The 20,111-nt window shown below is 32.0% G+C and carries 17 protein-coding genes; 14 read left to right on the top strand and 3 right to left on the bottom strand.

The features are described from left to right. Positions 1–6: 6 nt before the first annotated feature. Positions 7–567, bottom strand: a complete 561-nt coding sequence (locus tag BR66_RS0111865; protein WP_026883132.1) for a flavodoxin family protein — start codon at positions 565–567, stop codon at positions 7–9. Positions 568–731: 164 nt separating this feature from the next. Between BR66_RS0111865 and BR66_RS23740 the strand changes: the two genes are divergently transcribed. Further along, the gene (locus BR66_RS23740; RefSeq protein WP_051624221.1) at positions 732–1,109 is read left to right on the top strand and encodes a winged helix-turn-helix transcriptional regulator; all 378 of its coding nucleotides are present in this window, start codon (positions 732–734) and stop codon (positions 1,107–1,109) included. Between the two features lie 149 nt (positions 1,110–1,258). Then, the gene (locus BR66_RS0111875; RefSeq protein ID WP_026883133.1) at positions 1,259–2,260 is read left to right on the top strand and encodes an acyltransferase family protein; all 1,002 of its coding nucleotides are present in this window, start codon (positions 1,259–1,261) and stop codon (positions 2,258–2,260) included. A 120-nt stretch (positions 2,261–2,380) separates the two neighbouring features. Here the strand turns inward: BR66_RS0111875 and hcp are convergent, their stop codons facing one another. Further along, positions 2,381–4,027 carry a hydroxylamine reductase gene (hcp, locus tag BR66_RS0111880; RefSeq protein ID WP_026883134.1) on the bottom strand — a complete coding sequence of 549 codons (1,647 nt, stop codon included), beginning with the start codon at positions 4,025–4,027 and terminating at the stop codon, positions 2,381–2,383. Positions 4,028–4,221: 194 nt separating this feature from the next. Here hcp and BR66_RS0111885 point away from each other — a divergent pair, with 194 nt between their 5' ends. The 4 genes from BR66_RS0111885 to BR66_RS0111905 all read left to right on the top strand — a co-directional run bounded on the left by BR66_RS0111885 (position 4,222) and on the right by BR66_RS0111905 (position 8,575). Next, the gene (locus BR66_RS0111885; RefSeq protein ID WP_026883135.1) at positions 4,222–4,593 is read left to right on the top strand and encodes a CoA-binding protein; all 372 of its coding nucleotides are present in this window, start codon (positions 4,222–4,224) and stop codon (positions 4,591–4,593) included. Positions 4,594–4,796: 203 nt separating this feature from the next. Then, the gene (locus BR66_RS0111890; protein WP_026883136.1) at positions 4,797–6,527 is read left to right on the top strand and encodes a methyl-accepting chemotaxis protein; all 1,731 of its coding nucleotides are present in this window, start codon (positions 4,797–4,799) and stop codon (positions 6,525–6,527) included. Between the two features lie 256 nt (positions 6,528–6,783). After that, positions 6,784–7,605 (top strand): C40 family peptidase, encoded by an 822-nt coding sequence (locus BR66_RS24840; protein ID WP_051624218.1) that lies wholly within the window; start codon positions 6,784–6,786, stop codon positions 7,603–7,605. Between the two features lie 253 nt (positions 7,606–7,858). After that, positions 7,859–8,575, top strand: coding sequence for an SGNH/GDSL hydrolase family protein (locus tag BR66_RS0111905; protein ID WP_026883137.1), 717 nt, complete (start codon positions 7,859–7,861; stop codon positions 8,573–8,575). Between the two features lie 156 nt (positions 8,576–8,731). Here the strand turns inward: BR66_RS0111905 and BR66_RS0111910 are convergent, their stop codons facing one another. Further along, positions 8,732–10,963, bottom strand: a complete 2,232-nt coding sequence (locus tag BR66_RS0111910) for a carbohydrate-binding protein (protein WP_035796130.1) — start codon at positions 10,961–10,963, stop codon at positions 8,732–8,734. Positions 10,964–11,336: 373 nt separating this feature from the next. Between BR66_RS0111910 and BR66_RS0111915 the strand changes: the two genes are divergently transcribed. The 8 genes from BR66_RS0111915 (at position 11,337) to uxuA (ending at position 20,089) form a co-directional block, all read left to right on the top strand. Further along, positions 11,337–12,098: an IclR family transcriptional regulator gene (locus BR66_RS0111915; protein ID WP_026883139.1), complete on the top strand. Its 762-nt coding sequence runs from the start codon at positions 11,337–11,339 to the stop codon at positions 12,096–12,098. A 183-nt stretch (positions 12,099–12,281) separates the two neighbouring features. Further along, a complete protein-coding gene (locus BR66_RS0111920) occupies positions 12,282–12,926 on the top strand; it encodes a bifunctional 2-keto-4-hydroxyglutarate aldolase/2-keto-3-deoxy-6-phosphogluconate aldolase (RefSeq protein ID WP_026883140.1) in 645 nt (214 codons plus the stop codon). A gap of 18 nt (positions 12,927–12,944) precedes the next feature. After that, a complete protein-coding gene (locus BR66_RS0111925; protein ID WP_026883141.1) occupies positions 12,945–13,961 on the top strand; it encodes a sugar kinase in 1,017 nt (338 codons plus the stop codon). Positions 13,962–14,034: 73 nt separating this feature from the next. Continuing rightward, positions 14,035–14,709, top strand: coding sequence for a FadR/GntR family transcriptional regulator (locus tag BR66_RS0111930; RefSeq protein WP_026883142.1), 675 nt, complete (start codon positions 14,035–14,037; stop codon positions 14,707–14,709). Positions 14,710–14,946: 237 nt separating this feature from the next. Next, positions 14,947–16,665 (top strand): dihydroxy-acid dehydratase, encoded by a 1,719-nt coding sequence (gene ilvD / locus BR66_RS0111935; RefSeq protein ID WP_026883143.1) that lies wholly within the window; start codon positions 14,947–14,949, stop codon positions 16,663–16,665. A 34-nt stretch (positions 16,666–16,699) separates the two neighbouring features. Continuing rightward, entirely contained in the window at positions 16,700–18,016 is a 1,317-nt protein-coding gene (locus BR66_RS0111940) for a gluconate:H+ symporter (RefSeq protein ID WP_026883144.1), read from the top strand. 210 nt (positions 18,017–18,226) lie between these two features. After that, the gene (locus BR66_RS0111945) at positions 18,227–18,898 is read left to right on the top strand and encodes a GntR family transcriptional regulator (RefSeq protein WP_026883145.1); all 672 of its coding nucleotides are present in this window, start codon (positions 18,227–18,229) and stop codon (positions 18,896–18,898) included. A gap of 123 nt (positions 18,899–19,021) precedes the next feature. Then, on the top strand, positions 19,022–20,089 hold the full coding sequence (gene uxuA / locus BR66_RS0111950) for a mannonate dehydratase (RefSeq protein ID WP_026883146.1): 1,068 nt from the start codon (positions 19,022–19,024) through the stop codon (positions 20,087–20,089). The last annotated feature ends 22 nt before the right edge of the window (positions 20,090–20,111 follow it).

Genomic DNA, 20,111 nt, shown 5'->3' on the forward strand with positions numbered 1-20,111 from the left:
CATAATTTATTCAACTAAATTTTCGCCATCCTTAAATGCTTTTAAAGATAACTCCTCAAACTTTTGTAAATCAGGATTATTAGTTCCACAGAACTGAATACTATCCTCTAATTTCCAACCATATAATTCAAAAATATTAGTAATATATTTAATGCCCTCTGCACCTATTTTAGGATCTGAGCCGCCTTGAGCAAATATAGTTATTACCTTTTTGCCAGGATGTCTAGGTGTAACGGTATGTCCATCATGTTCAACCATTGGAAATGTACGGTCTAACCAAACTTTTGCTTGACCTGTAATTTGATAATAGTAGATTGGAGAACCAAATACAATAGCATCTGCCTCATTAATAGCCTCATACATTGGCTGTAGATAATCATTAACAGCACAACCATCATGCGTACGACAATATCCACATCCTTGACATCCACGAATACCAGGATCATTTAAATTAAATTCCATAACCTCAGCACCCTTAGATTTTGCTCCTTTTACCACTTGCTCTAATAATTTTGATGTATACCCATTTTTTCTTGGGCTACCGTTAAAAACAACAATTTTTGACATCTGATATATCTCCTTTTAACTACAAAATTTTCTTCAATCAAGCTAATTACTTATTGACTAACCTAATTATATTGAGTAACATATAAACTAACAAGTACGCAATAAATATTTAGTTACTAATATTTATATAAGTAATGGAGGCTATTTTCATGGAAAGTTGTTATATAGAAGGTTGTTATATAGAAGGTGCCCTAAAGGCTATAGGTGGTAAATGGAAAATTTTAATTATTTGGGCTATATCACAAAATGAAGTTATTCGATTTAATGACTTACAGAGGAAAGTTGATGGCATATCCAGTCTAATGCTCTCAAAAAATTTAAAAGAACTTGAAAAAGACTCTCTCGTTATTCGTCATCAATACAATGAAATTCCACCAAGAGTAGAGTATAAATTATCAGAATTTGGTCAAAGACTAACTGTTGTTTTGAAATCCCTTGGTAAATGGGGTTATGAAGTTCGTGAATCTCAAAAACAACAAGTCCCAAATGGAACTTTCCCTGAAATTCTAGATGAGAAGATATTGAATAAAAAAAGCAAATAGGTTGGGAAGATATAGATCACGTGGTCTTTATATGTTTATTTAATTGACCATATTAATACTTTATGGATTATTCTTACCTTCGTAATATCATCGCCATAAAATAAGATTAGACTAAATCTAGGGCGATGAAAATGGAGGGGGCTTAATTAATGAAAGAAATAAAGCGTAATTATCTATTCGATAATCTAAAAGTTTTATTAATATTTCTAGTTGTGGTAGGCCATTCATTAGAAAATTACATTGATAACAATATGGTTTTGAGAGGTATGTATTTTTTTATATTTATGTTTCATATGCCATTATTTATATATGTATCTGGATATTTCTCTAAGAATGTTGAGAAATGTAGAAAAAATGCAATTAAAGATTTATTAATACCATTTATATTTTTTAATATCATTTGGTATATATCTGTTGGTAATTTCAAGTTTCCAATTTATTATGCAGGATGGACATTATGGTATTTACTCAGTCTGTTTATCTGGAGATTTTTTTTGATAGATATTATTAAAGTAAAATGGCTTCTAGGATTAAGCATAATATTGGGTTTATTTGTTGGGTTTGATGATAAGTATGTTTATCTATTATCGTTTACAAGAACATTTGCCTTCTTACCATTTTTCTTATTTGGATATTATTCTAATAATATAACTATTAAGAAAATTAAAAGCTACCCAAAGATAATATCAGTTTTAGGATTAATAAGCATAGGCTCATTTGCATTTTTAATTACTAAATATAGTGTTGTAAATTATAGGTTTCTCTATATGTCAGAATCATATAAGAGTTTTGGACTAGGGGTAGTTCAAGGAATGCTGTTAAGAGCTCTATTTTATATACTGGCTATAATAGTAAGTATTTTTATAATTAATCTAGTTTCAAACAGAAAATTTAATCTAAGTAAAATAGGAGCAAATACTATGATAATTTATTTGGGACATATATATGCTATAAGATTCATTGATACATGGGTACCAACTTTAAATTCATTAACTGGTAATCTGCTCATTATTGTGATTTTTTCCATTATAATATGTGCAATTCTATCCCTACCAATATTTTATAAAATATATAATTATGTTTTTACAAAGATAAATTACTGTAGGCATGTTATATTCGTAAAATTAAAACTTCAATATTTTAATTTATAATAGCCTAGTATTAGATTGAAGTATATGGTTTTAATAATAAGAAACTGTAACTAAAATTTTAGTTACAGTTTCTTATTATTAAAATATAAATATTTTTTATTTGAGCTATATTTACAACTTTTATCCCAATATTTCTTTTAAATCATCGTCTGGTGTACTTATAGGTTTAATATTAAAAGTTTCAACTAGAAATTGTAATACATTAGGACTTAAGAAAGCTGGTAAAGTTGGTCCTAAGTAGATTCCTTTTACTCCTAGTGACAGTAAAGCTAGCAAGTCAGCAACAGCTTTTTGTTCATACCAAGTTATGATAAATGATAGTGGTAGATCATTTATAGTGCATTTAAATGCATCAGCTAGTGCTAGTGCTATTTTAACGGCTGAATATGCATCGTTACATTGCCCAATATCAAGTAGTCTAGGAAGTCCTGCTACTTCGCCGAAATCTAATTTATTAAAGCGGTATTTTCCACAGGCTAAGGTAAGAATAATACAATCTTTAGGAACTTTTTGCGCAAATTCGGTGTAATAATTACGCCCTGGTCTTGCACCGTCACATCCTCCTATTAAGAAAAAGTGTCTAATCTTACCATCTTTGACCCCATTAACTATTGTTTCAGCATGACTTAAAGTTGCTTTATGGCCAAAACCTACAAGAATTTCTTTAACTTCTTCATCCTTCTCAAATCCACCTAATGCGAGAGCTTTACTTATTATTTCAGAGAAATCTTTATGACCATTTTCATCAGCGGATATATGTTTTATGCCATCCCAGCCAACAACACTTGTTGAAAAAATTCTATCCTTATAAGAATCTCTTGGCTTCATTAAGCAATTTGTTGTCATTAAAATACAACCAGGTATACCGTCAAATTCTTTTTGCTGATTTTGCCATGCTCCTCCAAAATTTCCTACTAAATGAGGGTATTTATTCAATTTAGGATATCCATGAGAAGGTAACATTTCACCATGGGTATAAATATTTATTCCTTTCCCCTCTGTTTGTTCAAGCAGCATTTCTAAGTCTCTTAAGTCATGACCTGAAATTATTATGAAGGGACCCTTTTTAATATTTACATTAACCTTTTCAGGTGAAGGAGAACTGTATTTTTCATTATTAGCTTTATCTAATAACTCCATAACTTTAACGCTGATTTCTCCAGTTTTAAGTATGTATTTAATAAGATCTTGAAGATTCAAACTATCATCAGTCAATGCGGCTAGAGCTTTAACATAATATTCATCTATTTCATCACTATTATATTTAATAAATCTAGCTTGGTGCGCATAAGCTGCAATTCCTTTTAATCCGTATTTTATAGTTTCTCTAGCTGAACGAATATCAATATCTAAATCATCATCATACATAACGCCTGCTTTTTTGGCATCTTGAAGAATTTGTTCCTTAGAATCACTTAAATTATATAGTGCCTCTTTAGCAGTAATATTTTCTTCAGCAAGTTTTTTCCTAATCTCCTCTTTGATTACTTGAGATTTTTTTAGCATGCTAATATGAGATTCAGGATCAAAGTTTACATTAGTTAATGTCATGAATAATGAATTCTCAATAAATGAAACCCACGATTTATCAAGTTTTTCACCTTTAGCCAAAAGGTTAGTAGCATAACAGCTTATTCCTTTTAACTGATAAATGAGTAAATCTTGCATTGCAGCGATTTCTGGTGTTTTGCCACACACACCAACTTTTGTACAACCTTTTCCAAAGGCTGTTTGTTCACATTGAAAACAAAACATTTCTCCTTGCATATTTATTCCTCCTAATTTATAAAATAGTATAATATCATGTTACACTTTTATTATATAAATATACATGAAAGTAATTAACAGTTATGTATTCGTTTTCATATGTTTTATTAATTTACAATAAAAGAGTATTAACAAATATATTATTAACTTGGTATAATATAAATACACTAATTTTATATTAGGAGATGATAACAGTGAATGCTAGTGAATTTTTAGATTATAAAAACTGGGTTGTAGTAGGGGACGTACTAAATTCTTCAAAATATGCTTATAAAATATTGGATTCCTTAAAAAAACAGGAATTTAATGTTGCAGGTGTTAATCCATCTGTTACTGATGGCAAAATTTATAACTGTCTAAGTGATATACCATACAAGGTAGATGTTTTAGATTTATGCATTAATCCATATAAGGGGATTAAGATTCTAAAGGAAGCACAGGAGCTAAAAATAGATAAAATACTTATACAACCAGGTGCTCAAAGCTCTGAAATACTTAGCTTTTGTGAACTAAATGGAATGGATGCAGTAGAAGGATGCGCCTTAATAGAATTATCGAAACGATAAAATAAGCATTAAATAAGAGTATCGGATTTTGAGAAATCAAATTTGATACTCTTATTTTAGTTTACTTGTTTTTAATTTTTATTATCTAATAAAGTAAATCAGAAGAAAAATGAAGAAAAAGATCATAATATAGAAATATATGTCGTAAAAAGTATTTGTTAATGTATAATTTGATTATGGAATAAAAAATTGGGGGGAGCATTATGAATTTATTAAGAAATGCTAAAGTTAGAAACAAATTGATGTTTATGTCAGCATCGTTTCTTGTTTTTTTAATTTTAGTTGGGGCAATAGGTTTTTATTATATTCAAAGTTCAAATTCAAAAATCAATGATATGTACAAGGGCGATTTACTAGCAATTCAATATCTTGGGGATTTAAAAGCTACATATAATTCATCAAATGCGGATTTGTTTGAATTAATGGTTACAAAAGATGATAGTCGTAATAGTCAATTACTACAAAGCATTAAAAATAAAAAGGATGCCATTGAAAAAAGCATAGCCCAGTACGATACCATAACACCAGATTCTTTTGAGGTTACTAATGAAAAATTGTTAAAAGGCAATATGGCAATTTCAGCAAATATAAAAACATCTATTTTGACTTTAGCAGTTGCTAATAAAAATGATGAAGCCTATGCACAATATATAAAGGATTTAAGTCCTGTAAATCAAAAAATAGAAAAAAATCTTTCGGATTTAATAAATTACAATGTTAAGACTGCAGCTCAAGCTAATCAGCAAAATTTAGTTGCTTCCACAAATGCTAAGACTATAATTTTAATAATAATAATAATAGCTATAATTTCTTCAATACTTATATCTTTATTTATAATAAGATTAATTGTTTTACCTATAATAGCTATGGAGAAGTATATAGAAAAAATATCTTCTGGAGATTTAAGTAATGAAACTCTTAATAAAGCAAGAACTGCAAAATTATATAACGATGAAATAGGAAAACTTGGCAACTCAATAATTGCTATGCGTGAAAATTTGTGGGGGCTTTTATCTAAGGTATCAGATGCATCTGAGCAGATAGCTGCTTCATCACAGGAGCTTAATGCTAACGCAGAAGAATCTTCCAAAGGCGTAGAGGAAACTGCAAAATCAATCTCTACCATTGCATATGGCGCAGAAAATCAAGTTAATAATGTTGTGGATACTTCTAAAGTAATTAAAGAGATGTCTGTGAGCATAAATCAAACAAATGAAAATATAAATCAAACAGTAATGGTAGCAGGAAAAACTCTTGAAGCCACTAAAGGTGGAGAGAAGGCAATTAATAAAACAAAAGAACAAATGAATAATATTCAAGGTACAGTAAGTGCAATTGATGGTGTAGTAAAAAAACTAGGCGAAAGGTCACTGAAAATTGGTGAGATTGTAGAGACTATATCAAGTATAGCGCAGCAAACCAATTTATTAGCACTAAATGCAGCTATTGAAGCAGCTAGAGCTGGAGAGCAAGGAAAAGGGTTTTCAGTTGTAGCAGAAGAAGTTAGAAAGCTTGCAGAAGGTTCTAGAAAAGCAACAGAAAAAATATCAGGATTAATCGGGGAAATTCAAAATGATACAAATAATGCTGTTTCATCAATGTTAGAAGGAACTAATCAAGTAAAAACTGGCATGGATGTTGTAGATGAAGCAGGAAAGGCATTTCAAGATATCTTATCCTTAGTAAAAAAAATCACGGATCAAATACAAGATGCATCAAATGCATCACAAAATATATCAACTGGAAGTGAAAAGGTTGTAACTTCCATGGATAAAGTTGATGATATAAGCAAAGATGTATCAACTCAATCACAGACCATTGCAGCTAGTATAGAAGAACAGACCGCAGCAATGCATGAAATAGCAACTGCGTCTGAGGCCCTTGCCAAAATAGGAGAAAATTTAATGATTGAGGTTTCAAAGTTTAAATTATAGGATAAAAAATAGGTTATTTCAAAATGATGAAAAGATCATTTTGGGATAGCTATTTTTTTGATTAATTAAAGAGAAATATAAAAGGATAAAATGTGACAATAAAGTACGGATTAAATGTGAAATTAAATTGTTTTATAACAAAATATTAAATTTAATATGAATTTATACTATAAAATGGTACAATGAAAGTGTATAGTTAAAAAATATATTAAATAAAACAATAATATATTATAAAAAATGTAGACGAAGGAGTTTTATGAAAAAAAACATAAGGTTAGTTTTGTTTTTAGCGACTTTTTTCATGTTATTTACATATACAAGTCATGTTCAAGCTGCTATTTTACCACAATCTGCTACAGTTATTGATGGACCAACTAGTAATCAAGGAATAACTAGCGGCGGAGTTATTAATATTAGAGGATGGGCAGTTAACAAATCAGGAATAAAAAATGTACAAGTTATTATTGATGGAAATTTTTTAATTGGAGCACAATATAACATAAGTAGACCTGACGTAAATGCTGCTATTCCTGGTTATCCAAGTGGTAATAATTCAGGATACATAAGTTCAATATTAGCACCATCAACACTTGGGATACATACGATTACTATTAAGGCTACTGGAAATGACGGATCAACGGGTAGTTCAAATGTTAAAATTAATGTTTTATCAAAAACAGTTACAAATCAATCAATAAATACGCTTATAGGTACAAGCAATCAAATTGTAGCTTATGCTGAGAAATTTTTAGGGGTCCCTTATGTTTATGGTGGAGCAACGCCTGCTGGATTTGATTGTTCTGGGCTTATTCAGTATGTATACGCTCATAATGGTTCATATGAAATCCAACTTCCAAGGACAACCTATTCTCAAATTAATGTTGGGACTTCAGTAGCTAAATCAAATTTACAACCAGGAGATTTGGTGTTTTTTGGTAGTTTATCATCACCATATCATGCTGGTATATATATAGGTTCAAATCAGTTTATAGAAGCACCACATACAGGTGCTAATGTAAGAACTGCTACATTAAGCACTAGAACAGATTATTGTGGTGCAAGAAGAATAATTAAATAGTTACAAGGCAAAAGCATTTATAATTATTGAGAATACTGGGTAGCATAGGTGGGATAAATAAATCACTTATGCTACCCTTTTGTGGTTTTAGTAATCTCAAAAAAACATGGATTAAAGTGTTTAGTAGGTTAAGAAAGGCTATTAATTTTTATTATGGGGTATAATAGACTTATAAATAAAAAGTATATTATAACAAGAACATGGGCGGTGATTTCATGGATTTTAATCATGAAGCCTACTAAGGAGGAAATTTATGAAAATAAAAGATAAGTATATTTTTTTAGCATATGGGGACTCCATTACCAAGGGAATTGTTTATGATAATGAAAGATCTAGATATTCAATTTTAAAAGAAAACTTCACAAATATCATTGAAAACAACATAAAAGGATCAGTATATAATGCAGGGAAATTTGGAAATACTATTAGAAGAGGCATGAGCAAAATGTATAATGATGTTATCAAAAAATCTCCTGATATAGTTTTAATAGAGTTTGGGGGTAATGATTGTGACTATAAATGGGATGATATAGCTAAAAATTCTCATGTGGAATATGAACCCAATACTGATATAACAACTTTCCGTGAAACATTACTTAATATGATAGAAACATTAAAAGATAATCAAATATTTCCTATGCTTATGACCTTACCACCATTAGACCCTTTAAAATATTTCAAATGGATTACTAAGGGTGATTCTTTTGCAGAACAAAATATTTTACATTGGTTAGGTACGAAGGAGAGACTTTTTACTTGGCATAATTCCTATAGTAAAATGATTGCTAATGTAGCTAAGGAAACCAATACTGCATTAATAGATGTAAGAACAGAATTTTTAAAATACAGTGATTATACAAGGCTTTTATGCAAAGATGGTATACATCCCAATATTAATGGTCAATCATTGATAGCAAATGTCATATTAAAATTTATTAAAGAAAATTATAATTTTCTGCTTCAGAATTAGAAATGGAAACAATTCACGTTATCTATAAAATTTTTTCAAAGTAGGCAGCTGTGAGGCTGCCTATTTTGAATCTTAAAAATCAACAATAGTTCATGACAGTTTTTAAATTATGTGTAGATAAAGTAATAACCAATTAACAAACTAACAAACGTATAATTATTCTGCTGAAGAATAATTATAGTTTGAGGAGCCATTACTATCCCAAGTACTAGATTGATTCTTGAATGACATGTTTAAGGCATAGCTTCCAGTTGGTACAGTAATTGTAGCCAACCATCTCCCGTCAGATTGCTTAGTCATCAATACATCTGTAGGTGAGGTGTAGCCATTATATCCCCAATGTAATGTAATAGCAGTGGCACTGGAAGCCAAAGTTCCATTATAATATATTGACACGGATTTAGTAGCAACTGGTGCTGGACTTACTTGAACTGGTACAGAGCCTGACCATACTTGTAAGTGCCAGTCTTGACTGCCGTTATTATCCCAACTACTTCCATCAGTAAAATCAAAATCTAACTTTGTGGCTGTAGTAGGAATTGTTACAGTAGCTGCCCAAAAACCATCTGAGCGTTTAGTCATTGTTACATTAGTTGCACTTGTCCAGCTATTATATCCCCAATGTAAAGATACAGTGCTTGAACTATCTAAAGATCCATTATAATATACAGTAAAGCTAGTACCTTGTAATAGTTTACTGCTATCATAGTCCACTTTATAACCAGAATGTGGACTATAAGTAGTAGCTGTACTTATAACATAGGAATCCGTATATACTGGTGAGGAAACTCCATTTGAATCTATAGCTATAAACTTAAGTGTTAGGCTTTTAGCTACATTAAGAGCTCCTGTATATAGAGTACTAAGTGCTGTTGGTGTACTTCCATCAGTGGTGTAATAAATATTTGCAGTTCTTGAAGCTGTTAAGGTTACACTTTGTGGAGAAGAATAAGTACCAGATGCGGCGCTTGCAGTTGCAGTAAGTGCAGAACTAGTATTATACAACGTAATAATTGAATTTGCAGGAATAGTTCCTGTTATGGTGCCATTAGAAACAGTTAGTGTAGCGTTTGCACTACCATGATTAGTGTAAGTGCCATTTGCTAAATTTGTTGAAGAATTGAGTGAAATACTCCCACCAGCATTCACAATCACAGTTCCAACAGTTCCACGATCTATTAACATTGTTTGGTTGCTATTTGTCCATCTCAAATATTCATTTTGGCCTACCATTGCATTGTGAAATTGGTTAACAGCTACTACGTCAGTATCTTTCCATAAGCCATCCCCTTCATTTTGTATTGAGCTTGTAGGTCGGTCAAAAAATAAAGGTGTAGCGCCTGCCCTTGAAGCTGCGATAGCCCAACCCATTTTTCTTTGCCAATCAGTTAAACTACTGCTTGTACCATCTTCGTAATTATCATGGGATTCAACATAATCTACGCTATCAGCTTGAATAAGACCACCCATACCACCTGCTCCACTTAAATTATTTGAAGTTATGGCAGTTCTAAGGTTATAACCATAAGTACTTGCAGTGACATTCATTAATGTTTCATAGGATGCTACATTGTCTACAGTTCCATCTTGTAATACTTCGCCGTAAATGAACAAATTTGATCTATTGTGCAAATTACCTAAAACGTTTTCCCAGTAGTTGCCCGCCCATGATTGATTTGCATCTAAGCCTATGTCTGTTTCAATGTGTTTTGCAGCATCAAAACGAAAGCCACTAGCACCAGCATCTATGCACTGATTTAAAAAAGTAATTGCTTTGTTTTGAACAGCGGAACTTTGAGTATCTAAATCAGGCATACCAATGCCTTGTTGAGTTATATCATATCGATTGGTCCAATTAGTGCATTGACCTAAATTATGATATAAGCTTGAATCCTGAAAACTTGAATCAACAGAAGAATCAAGTTGGTCCGCATTTCCGTTATTAGCCATATGATTCATTACAACATCTACAATTATTGATATTCCATAACTTTTTGCAGAGGTGCAAAGTGCTTTAAAATCATCGTAAGTGCCAAGTTGTGCATTTCCAACAGCTTCATTTGTTGGCTGATATAATAACCACCAATTTGAGGCAGCTGTACTTGAACTTTTTGTGCCTTGTACAGGTGATACTTGAATAGATTTATATCCAGCATCGGCTATATTAGGTAGTTCATTTTTTATAGTATTAAAGGACCAATCAAAGGCGTGAAGTATAACACCATCCTTTGTAGTAGATGGTAAAATAGTGGCAGCAGATACTACTGACGTTTTATTTTGTAAAAAATTAGATTGTTGTGATGGAAAAACCGTGAAGTAGAAGAGTAAGGCCAATCCAAGAAATATTGGTGCTATTTTCTTAGGTATTACTTTTAGCTTGTTTTTCATTAAAAATCATCTCCCAATATAAATTTGTTTAAAAACTAGAGTAATAAATGTTGGGCACACTCCTTTCATACCCAATTATAATTTATTAACGATTGTGTAATCGTTTGCGCAAATTGGATTAATTGTATTGTATCATATTTATAATACATAAAAAATACATTTATGTATTAATTTTTAATACGTAAATGTATTTTTTATTCTTAGAAGTGGAAAAAAGCCCTGCAGTAAATAAGACCTAAAGTAATAGTTATTCCAAGTATAATGTTTTCAGAGATTTTGAGTTTTGTGCACGGGCAATTTAATATAAAAACTTGTAATATTCTTTAAGTAAATATATTATGGTTATATTGTGTATAAGAAGGGAAGTATTTAAATGCAGGAAGTTGTGCAGTCGGTGGAAAGGACTTTATCAATTGTGGAGGTTTTGTCTGAATATGATGAAGGCCTAGGATTAACTGAGATAGGTGAAAAGGTAGGTCTTCATAAAAGTACTGTACATAGACTTTTATATACTTTAATGGTTAAAGGTTATGTGGAGCAAAATGAAAGTACTAATAAATACAGATTAACTTTAAAATTGTTTGAGCTTGGAAGCAGAAAAGTAGAAAAAATGAACATAGTAAACATTGCTAGACCAATACTAAAAGAGCTTATGGAAAAAACCAACGAAGTAATACATTTGGTAGTGAGAGAAGGCAGCGATATTTTATATATAGACAAAGTAGAATCTCAAAATCCAATAAGGATGTATTCAAAGGTTGGAAAGAGGAGTCAAGTATATTGCACTGCGGTAGGAAAATCAATGCTTGCTTATATGACAGATAAAGAAGTTTTGAATATTTGGCAAAATAGTAATATAGAAAAATTAACAGAATATACGGTAACGGATTTTGAAAAGTTTAAAGAAGTGCTTGGTAAAGTAAAAGAAAATGGATACGCACTGGATGAACAGGAAAATGAGATTGGTATAAGGTGTACAGCAGCTTCAATACTAGACCATAGAGGCGAAGTTTGTAGCGCAATTAGTATTTCTGGATCAATAATAAGTTTTAAAGAAGAAAAAATAGAGGAATTTTCAAAGATGGTAACTGAATTTGCAGCAAGGATATCAAAGGAATTGGGTTATAAAAAATAAGCATATATTTTTAGCTCCTATCCACTAGTAACTAGACGAAATATTCAATTATATTATTATATTTCACGCTAAATAGCGAATATAGAATAAATTTGTTTTGATTAATGAAACGCAGTTTTGTATAATGAAACATATAGAAAAAAATAAAATACTAAATACAACATTACATGAGGAGGAACAAATATGATTGAAAAATTTGAAACATTAAGAAGAATTGAAGAAGTTGGTGTAGTTGCAGTAGTTAGAGCTGAAAGTCAAGAAATTGCTGAAAAAATTTCTAAGGCTTGCATTGAGGGTGGAATACCTGCTATTGAGGTTACATTTACAGTACCTGGAGCAGATAAAGTTATAACTGCTTTAAAAAATAAATTTTCAAAAGAAGAATTAATAGTTGGTGCAGGAACTGTTCTTGATAGTGAGACAGCTAGAATTGCTATACTTGCTGGAGCACAGTATATAGTAAGTCCTGGTTTTGATTTAGAAACTGTTAAACTTTGCAACAGATATCAAATACCATACATGGCTGGATGCATGACAATCACTGAGATGATAAAGGCTATGGAAGCTGGTACGGATATAATTAAATTATTCCCAGGAGATGCATTTGGACCAAGTATGGTTAAAAATGTAAAAGCACCACTTCCACAAGTTCCAATTATGCCAACTGGCGGAGTTAGTCTTGAAAATGTAGATCAATGGATTAAAAACGGATGCGTTGCAGTTGGTGTGGGTGGAAAACTTACAGGCGGAGCAAAGACAGGAAACTATGCAGAGATTACTGCAGTTGCAAAGCAGTTTGTTGAAAAAGTAAAAGAGGCAAGAAAGTAATTTGGAGGATGATTGTTTATGGCAAAGAAAATAGTCACTATGGGAGAAATATTGTTAAGACTTACCACGCCTGGGAATAGTAGATTTGTTCAGGCTAGATCTTTTGATGCCATATATGGTGGATCAGAAGCTAATGTTGCTGTATTTCTAGCAAATATGGGTATGGAGTCATATTTCTTAACCAAATTACCGGATAATGAGATTGGACAAAGCGCTATCAATTTTTTAAGAACTTATGGTGTCAATACAGATTATGTTGTAAGAGGCGGGGAAAGAGTAGGAATATATTTTCTTGAAAAGGGTACTTCTGTTAGACCATCCAAGGTAGTCTATGATAGAAAAAACTCATCCATTTGTGATATAGAAGTGGAAGAAATAGATTTTGATTCAGTATTTAAAGATGCTGATTGGTTCCACCTTTCAGGGATCACTCCAGCATTAGGAGAAAAATGTATACAATTAGTAGAAAAAGCTGTAGAATATGCTAAGAAAAAAGGAATTCCAGTAAGTGTGGATTTAAATTATAGGAATAAACTTTGGGATTATGCTGAATTTGAAAAAGTTATGGTGAAAATAATAAAAGACGTAGACGTTTGTTTTGGTTGGATAGATGATGATAGTGAAAAGGGACATAAAATTGCAGACTTTGCAAAGCAAGGAGTAGACCTTAAAGGGTTCAAGGATATATTTTCAAGTATGAAAAAAAGATTTAATGTAAAATATGTTGTAACTACCTTAAGAGATAACTATTCTGCAACACATAACGCAATGTCTGCTCTTATATACAATGGAGAAGAATTGTATCAATCTAAGAAATACGATTTTACAATTCAAGATAGAGTTGGCGCAGGAGATGCGTTTGCTGCAGGCTTAGTTTATAAGTTGGTTAACGGATCAGATTATAAGGATGCTCTAGAATTTGCTACGGCGTCTTGCGTCTTAAAGCACACAGTTGAAGGCGATTTTAATCTTTGTATTGAAAGCGAAATAATGGCAATAACGGGTGGAAATACTTCAGGTAGTGTTCAAAGATAGTAAGGCATCTAAAAAATGACTGGTTATGATGCTAGTGTATTTTCTTCTGGATGCTTAAAATAGGAGATTTCATATGAAAGATGGTAGAACAAGTGATAAGGTTTTAGAGAAAATTCAAGAGAAAATTTTTTCTGGTGAATGGAAACCTGGCCAAAAAATTATGTCTGAAACAAAACTTTCAGAGGAATTAGATGTAAGCCGGGTATCTGTTCGTGAAGCTATTGAAAAATTGGCTACATTAAACATTATAAGTAAGAAACAAGGTGGAGGAACCTTTGTAAATGAACTAGGTCCATCAATATATTTAAATAGCCTGCTTCCTATGCTTATTTTGGATAGAGATAATTATATGGATATATTGGAATTTAGACTTATTACTGAACCAGAAACTGCTAGATTGTGTGCAGAGAGGTGCAGTGATGAGTTAATGGCAGAACTAGAATCAAGTTATGAAAAAATGAAAAGTTATCAAAGTGACATGAGAAAATTCACAGAAGAAGACTTGAAATTTCATACAAAAATTTCAGAGGGAACACAAAATTCTCTGATTATAAAGGTGAATGAACTATTAAGATCCGTGCTTGAATACCATCAAAGAACTTTATATGAAAGTCTTGGACCAGAAGGCGGAATTCATGAGCATAAGTTTATTTTAGAGGCAATTAAAAATAGAGATCCGGAGCTTGCGTCTATTTACGCTAGAAGGCACGCGCAGAGAACTATAAATGAATTGAAAAAACTGCAATAGGTAAAATAATTTTAAAACCCCAAGAGGTAGTAATACTTCTTGGGGTTTTTTGATATACAGAAAAACCTTTTTATATTATAAAAAAACTATTGACAGAAAAACGTTTTCACGATATTATGTACCTAAAGTTGTAGTACAACTTTAAACATAAATCAAAATAAAAGCTAAAAAAAGCCAATAAATATACAAAATACGTATAGTTGTAATACAACTAAATTTAAATATGAGGTGATTTATATGTTGAAAAGTCAAGAAATAAGAGAAAAAGCTCCAGAAATTGATTCGTTGAGATTAGGAGCTGGGTGGAAAATTGAAGATCTTGCAAAACCACAAATAATAATCGAAAGTAGTTTTGGTCATAGTCATCCAGGTAGTGCACATCTTGATACTTTGGTAAATGAAACATTTAAGACTGTAAATGAAAATGGAGGTAGAGGGGCTAAATTTTTCGTAACAGACATATGTGATGGTGAATCCCAAGGACATGACGGCATGAATTTTTCACTTCCATCAAGAGACATTATGGCTGGCATGATTGAAATACATGTAGAAGCAACACCTTTTGATGCAGGTGTATTTATAACTAGTTGCGACAAAGCGGTACCAGCACATTTGATGGCAATTGCAAGACTGGATATGCCAGCAATAATGCTTCCCGGTGGAATCATGAATCCAGGACCTAATATGCTTACACTTGAACAAATTGGTACTTATGATGCTCAGTATAAAAGAGGAGAAATAACTAAGGAGCAATATGATTATTACAAACATAATGCTTGTCCAAGTTGCGGTGCTTGTTCATTTATGGGTACAGCCTCAACTATGCAAGTTATGGCAGAAACCTTGGGAATAGCACTTCCTGGAACTGCATTAATTCCTGTTACTCAAAAGGAACTTAAAATTGCAGCTAAAAATGCGGGAATACAGGCTCTTAAGCTTGTAGAACTGGGAATAAAACCATCAGACATAATGACAAAAGACGCTTTTGAAAATGCAATAATGGTTCACGCAGCAATCGCAGGTTCTAGTAATGCACTTTTACATATACCGGCCATAGCACATGAACTTGGTATAGAAATAGAACCAGAATTATTTGATGAAATTCATAAAAAAATTCCATACATACTTAATATAAGACCAAGCGGTTTTTATCCCGGCTCATATTTTTGGAATGCAGGGGGAGTACCAGCAATAATGGAAGAGATTAAAGAATTTTTACATTTAGATGTATTAACTGTTACAGGTAAAACTCTTGGAGAAAATTTGGAAGATATAAAGAAAAGTGGATATTATGAAGAACATGAAAAGCTTATAAGTGGGCTTGGAGTTAAAAAAGAAGATGTAATAAAATCAAAGGAAAATCCTATTCAAAAACATGGTTCTATTGCTATTCTTAAAGGAAATTTGGCACCAGAAGGAGCCGTTGTAAAACATTCTGCCATTTCTAAGAAATTAATGAAAGTAGTTTTAAAAGCTAGAGTTTTTGACTGCGAAGAAAAAGCCATAGAAGCAGTTTTAACTAAGAACATAAAGCCAGGAGAAGCTGTATTTGTAAGATATGAAGGACCAAAAGGTTCAGGAATGCCTGAAATGTTCTATACAACAGAAGCAATCGCTTCAGATGCAGAGCTAGTTGAATCCATAGCATTGATTACGGATGGAAGATTTTCAGGTGCAACTAGAGGACCAGCTATAGGACATGTTTCACCAGAAGCTAGCGAAGGCGGACCTATTGCGCTAGTTGAAGAAGGAGATCTAATAAAAATAGATATACCTGAAAGAAGCCTTGACATAATAGGAGTAGCTGGGACTAAGAAAACTGAAAAAGAAATTACAGAAATATTAAAGATAAGAAAAGAAAATTGGATTAAACCAGCACCTAGATATACCAAAGGAATTTTAGGTCTTTACACAAAATGTGCAGCATCACCTATGAAGGGTGGATACATGCAGTAAACTATATTAATTTAGATACTAAGGGGGAATAAATATGCCATTGTTCATTGTAGCCATGGGAGTTCTACTATTATTACTACTTATGATAAAGTTCAAATTGAATGGGTTTATCTCATTAATTCTTGTAGCACTAGTGGTAGGAATAGCTGAGGGAATGAAACCAATAGATACAGTTACGTCTATTCAAAATGGAGTGGGAGGAACACTAGGTAGTCTTGCCTTAATTTTAGGGTTTGGTGCCATGTTTGGAAAGATAATAGCAGACTCAGGAGCAGCACAAAGAATTGCAAGAAGTTTAATTACGAAATTCGGAGTAAAAAGAATACAATGGGCAGTGGTATTGACAGGTTTTATTGTTGGAATAGCAATGTATTATGAAATAGGATTTGTATTACTTATACCTCTAGTATTTACAATTGCTGAAATGACTGAATTACCACTTTTATACATAGGAATTCCTATGGCTGCAGCACTTTCAGTTACACATGGATTTTTGCCACCTCATCCAGGACCAGTGGCAATATCTGCAATATATAAAGCAAGTATTAGTATGACTTTATTTTATGGGATAATAATAGCGGTACCTACAGTAATAATAGCGGGACCAGTTTTTACTCTATTTTTAAAAAAGATTGATCATAAGGCAACAAATAATTTATTTAAAGCTAGAATTTTTGAAGATGATGAAATGCCAAGTTTTAAAATAAGTGTTTTAACTGCAATTATCCCTTCCGTATTAATGGCGTTCTCAGCTGTCTGTGAGATTGTATTGCCAAAGACATCAGGGGTAAGAGGATTTGCAGGGTTTATTGGTAGTCCGTTAATGGCAATGTTTATATCGGTTATAGTCTCAATTTTTACATTAGGTATATTCAGAGGCAAAAAAATGGAAGAAATAATGAAAAGTATAGCCGATGCGGCAAGCGGAATTGCAATGATCTTATTAATAATAGGAGGTGGAGGTGCATTTAAGCAAGTACTTATTGATAGTGGAGTAGGTAAATATATAGCTACACTTATGGTAGGAACAAATATATCTCCTTTGCTTCTAGCTTGGTTAATAGCAGCACTATTGCGTTTAGCTTTAGGATCAGCTACAGTAGCATCTATGACAGCCGCCGGACTTGTATTACCAATGATTGCATCAACAAATGCAAACCCAGCACTAATGGTACTGGCAACTGGAGCAGGTAGTCTTATATTTTCACATGTAAACGATCCTGGATTCTGGATGTTTAAAGAATACTTCGGTCTTACTATCGGTGAAACGTTATCTTCATGGTCAGTAATGGAAACTATAATCTCAGTCATGGGATTAATAGGAGTTCTGGCAATAAATATCATTATTTAATATCTAATTATAAATAGCTCAACTATGGCGTAGGATTCTTATGCCATAGTTGAGCTATTTTGTTGTTTATTTTTAGATGAGTAAATAGAAGTATGCTGAATAATTCTTTTTAGGTATTAAAAAAAATATGTTGAATTTATATGAAATTGTGTTATAATTCAATTAAATACGAACTACCATACAAGTATGGCAGTTGGAAAAGGAGTTGGTATGATTTTGGAAATAAGCAAAGATTCTACAAGTAGAAGGATTTATAATCTTCTACGACAAGAGATAATTAATTTAAATTTAGCTCCTGGACTTAATATTTCTGAAAAAGATATATCAGAAAAATTCAAAGTAAGTAGAACTCCTGTTAGAGAAGCATTCGTACGTTTATCCCAGGAAGGATTGCTAAATATTTATCCTCAAAAAGGAAGTTTTGTTTCTTTAATTGATCTATCTTCAGTAGAAGAGGCAAGGTTTATGAGGGAACATTTAGAAAGAGCTGTAGTAAGACTTGCTTGTGAGGAGTTTCCCAGGGAAAAAATATTACAGTTAGAGATGAATTTAAAATTTCAAGAAATGTATATGGAAAGCCATGATCATAAAAAAATATTTGTAGCAGATGAAGAATTTCATGAACTGATTTTTGACGGGTGTAATAAAAAGAATATTTGGGCAACAATTAGTGGCATGGAAAGCGATTTTCAGAGAATAAGATTGCTAAGGCTAACAAGTAAGCTTAGATGGGATATAGTTTATTCCCAGCATTTTGATATTTGTAATGCTATAAAAAATCAAAAACCAGATTTAGGCGAAAAAACCATGAAAGAGCATTTAACAATGGTTAATTTTGATAAACATCAGTTAAAAGAAGATTTTCCAGAGTACTTTAAGTAGAAAATTCAGAATTATGGATAGTGTAATGAAGCCTAAATATTAAAGCTAGCAAAATTATTTTTAACAAATCGTGTAAACGTTATATATAAAAAATCAATTAACTATATTTGGAGGGATAATATTATGAAAATGGGTTTTAGATGGTATGGAGAAGGAAATGATACAGTAAAGATAGGCGATATAAAACAAATACCTGGAGTTAGCGGAATAGTTTGGGGTCTTCATGACATGCCAGCAGGTGAAGAGTGGCCAATGGATAAAATCCTTGAAGTAAAAAGGATAGCTGATGAACATGGATTTAATATCGACGTTGTTGAAAGTGTTAATGTTCATGAGGATATAAAGCTAGGGTTACCAAGTAGAGACAAGTATATAGAAAATTATAAAAAAACAATAGAAAAACTAGCTAAGGTCGGCGTAAAAGTAATTTGTTATAATTTCATGCCTGTATTTGATTGGATTAGGACTGATTTGCATAAGAAATTAGAAGACGGATCAAACGCACTTTTTTTCGAAAAAGCTAAGATTGAAAATATGGATCCAATGGAACTAGTTACTAAAATAGCTTCAAATCCCAAGTTGACAATGCCAGGGTGGGAGCCTGAAAGATTAAAACATCTGCCAGCACTTTTTGAAGCTTATAAAAATGTAACACAAGAAAACCTATTAGAAAATTTAAAGTATTTTCTAGAACAAATTATTCCAGTAGCTGAAATTAATGATATAAAGATGGCTATACATCCAGATGATCCACCTAATTCTGTATTTGGACTACCTAGAATTGTTAGCAATAAAGAGGATATATCAAAATTACTAAAGGCTGTGGATAGCCCATATAACTGTGTTACGCTTTGCACTGGGGCACTAGGATCTAATGCAAATAATGATGTACCAGATATGATAAGAACCTTTAAGGACAAAATAGCATTTGCTCATATTAGAAATGTAAGAATTTATGAAAATGGTGATTTCATAGAAACTTCTCATAGAACTCAAGATGGCTCACTGGATATTACGGATATTGTAAAAGCTTTCCATGAAATTGGATTTACAGGATATGCAAGACCAGATCATGGAAGACATATTTGGAATGAACAATGTAGACCAGGTTACGGACTGTATGACAGAGCTCTTGGAATTATGTATATTTGGGGACTATGGGACATGATTGAGAGAGTAGATAAAAAATAACTATTATAAAGGGGAAGAGCTA

Source organism: Clostridium akagii DSM 12554 (assembly GCF_000686725.1).
In the GTDB taxonomy this organism is placed as follows: domain Bacteria; phylum Bacillota; class Clostridia; order Clostridiales; family Clostridiaceae; genus Clostridium_I; species Clostridium_I akagii.

What these genes read in the sequence shown, in the direction of transcription:
- BR66_RS0111865 (WP_026883132.1), bottom strand. Translation starts at nt 567, where the DNA reads ATGTCAAAAATTGTTGTTTTTAACGGTAGCCCAAGAAAAAATGGGTAT.
- BR66_RS0111875 (WP_026883133.1), top strand. Translation starts at nt 1,259, where the DNA reads ATGAAAGAAATAAAGCGTAATTATCTATTCGATAATCTAAAAGTTTTA.
- hcp (WP_026883134.1), bottom strand. Translation starts at nt 4,027, where the DNA reads ATGCAAGGAGAAATGTTTTGTTTTCAATGTGAACAAACAGCCTTTGGA.
- BR66_RS0111890 (WP_026883136.1), top strand. Translation starts at nt 4,797, where the DNA reads ATGAATTTATTAAGAAATGCTAAAGTTAGAAACAAATTGATGTTTATG.
- BR66_RS24840 (WP_051624218.1), top strand. Translation starts at nt 6,784, where the DNA reads ATGAAAAAAAACATAAGGTTAGTTTTGTTTTTAGCGACTTTTTTCATG.
- BR66_RS0111905 (WP_026883137.1), top strand. Translation starts at nt 7,859, where the DNA reads ATGAAAATAAAAGATAAGTATATTTTTTTAGCATATGGGGACTCCATT.
- BR66_RS0111910 (WP_035796130.1), bottom strand. Translation starts at nt 10,963, where the DNA reads ATGAAAAACAAGCTAAAAGTAATACCTAAGAAAATAGCACCAATATTT.
- BR66_RS0111915 (WP_026883139.1), top strand. Translation starts at nt 11,337, where the DNA reads ATGCAGGAAGTTGTGCAGTCGGTGGAAAGGACTTTATCAATTGTGGAG.
- BR66_RS0111920 (WP_026883140.1), top strand. Translation starts at nt 12,282, where the DNA reads ATGATTGAAAAATTTGAAACATTAAGAAGAATTGAAGAAGTTGGTGTA.
- BR66_RS0111925 (WP_026883141.1), top strand. Translation starts at nt 12,945, where the DNA reads ATGGCAAAGAAAATAGTCACTATGGGAGAAATATTGTTAAGACTTACC.
- BR66_RS0111930 (WP_026883142.1), top strand. Translation starts at nt 14,035, where the DNA reads ATGAAAGATGGTAGAACAAGTGATAAGGTTTTAGAGAAAATTCAAGAG.
- ilvD (WP_026883143.1), top strand. Translation starts at nt 14,947, where the DNA reads ATGTTGAAAAGTCAAGAAATAAGAGAAAAAGCTCCAGAAATTGATTCG.
- BR66_RS0111940 (WP_026883144.1), top strand. Translation starts at nt 16,700, where the DNA reads ATGCCATTGTTCATTGTAGCCATGGGAGTTCTACTATTATTACTACTT.
- BR66_RS0111945 (WP_026883145.1), top strand. Translation starts at nt 18,227, where the DNA reads ATGATTTTGGAAATAAGCAAAGATTCTACAAGTAGAAGGATTTATAAT.
- uxuA (WP_026883146.1), top strand. Translation starts at nt 19,022, where the DNA reads ATGAAAATGGGTTTTAGATGGTATGGAGAAGGAAATGATACAGTAAAG.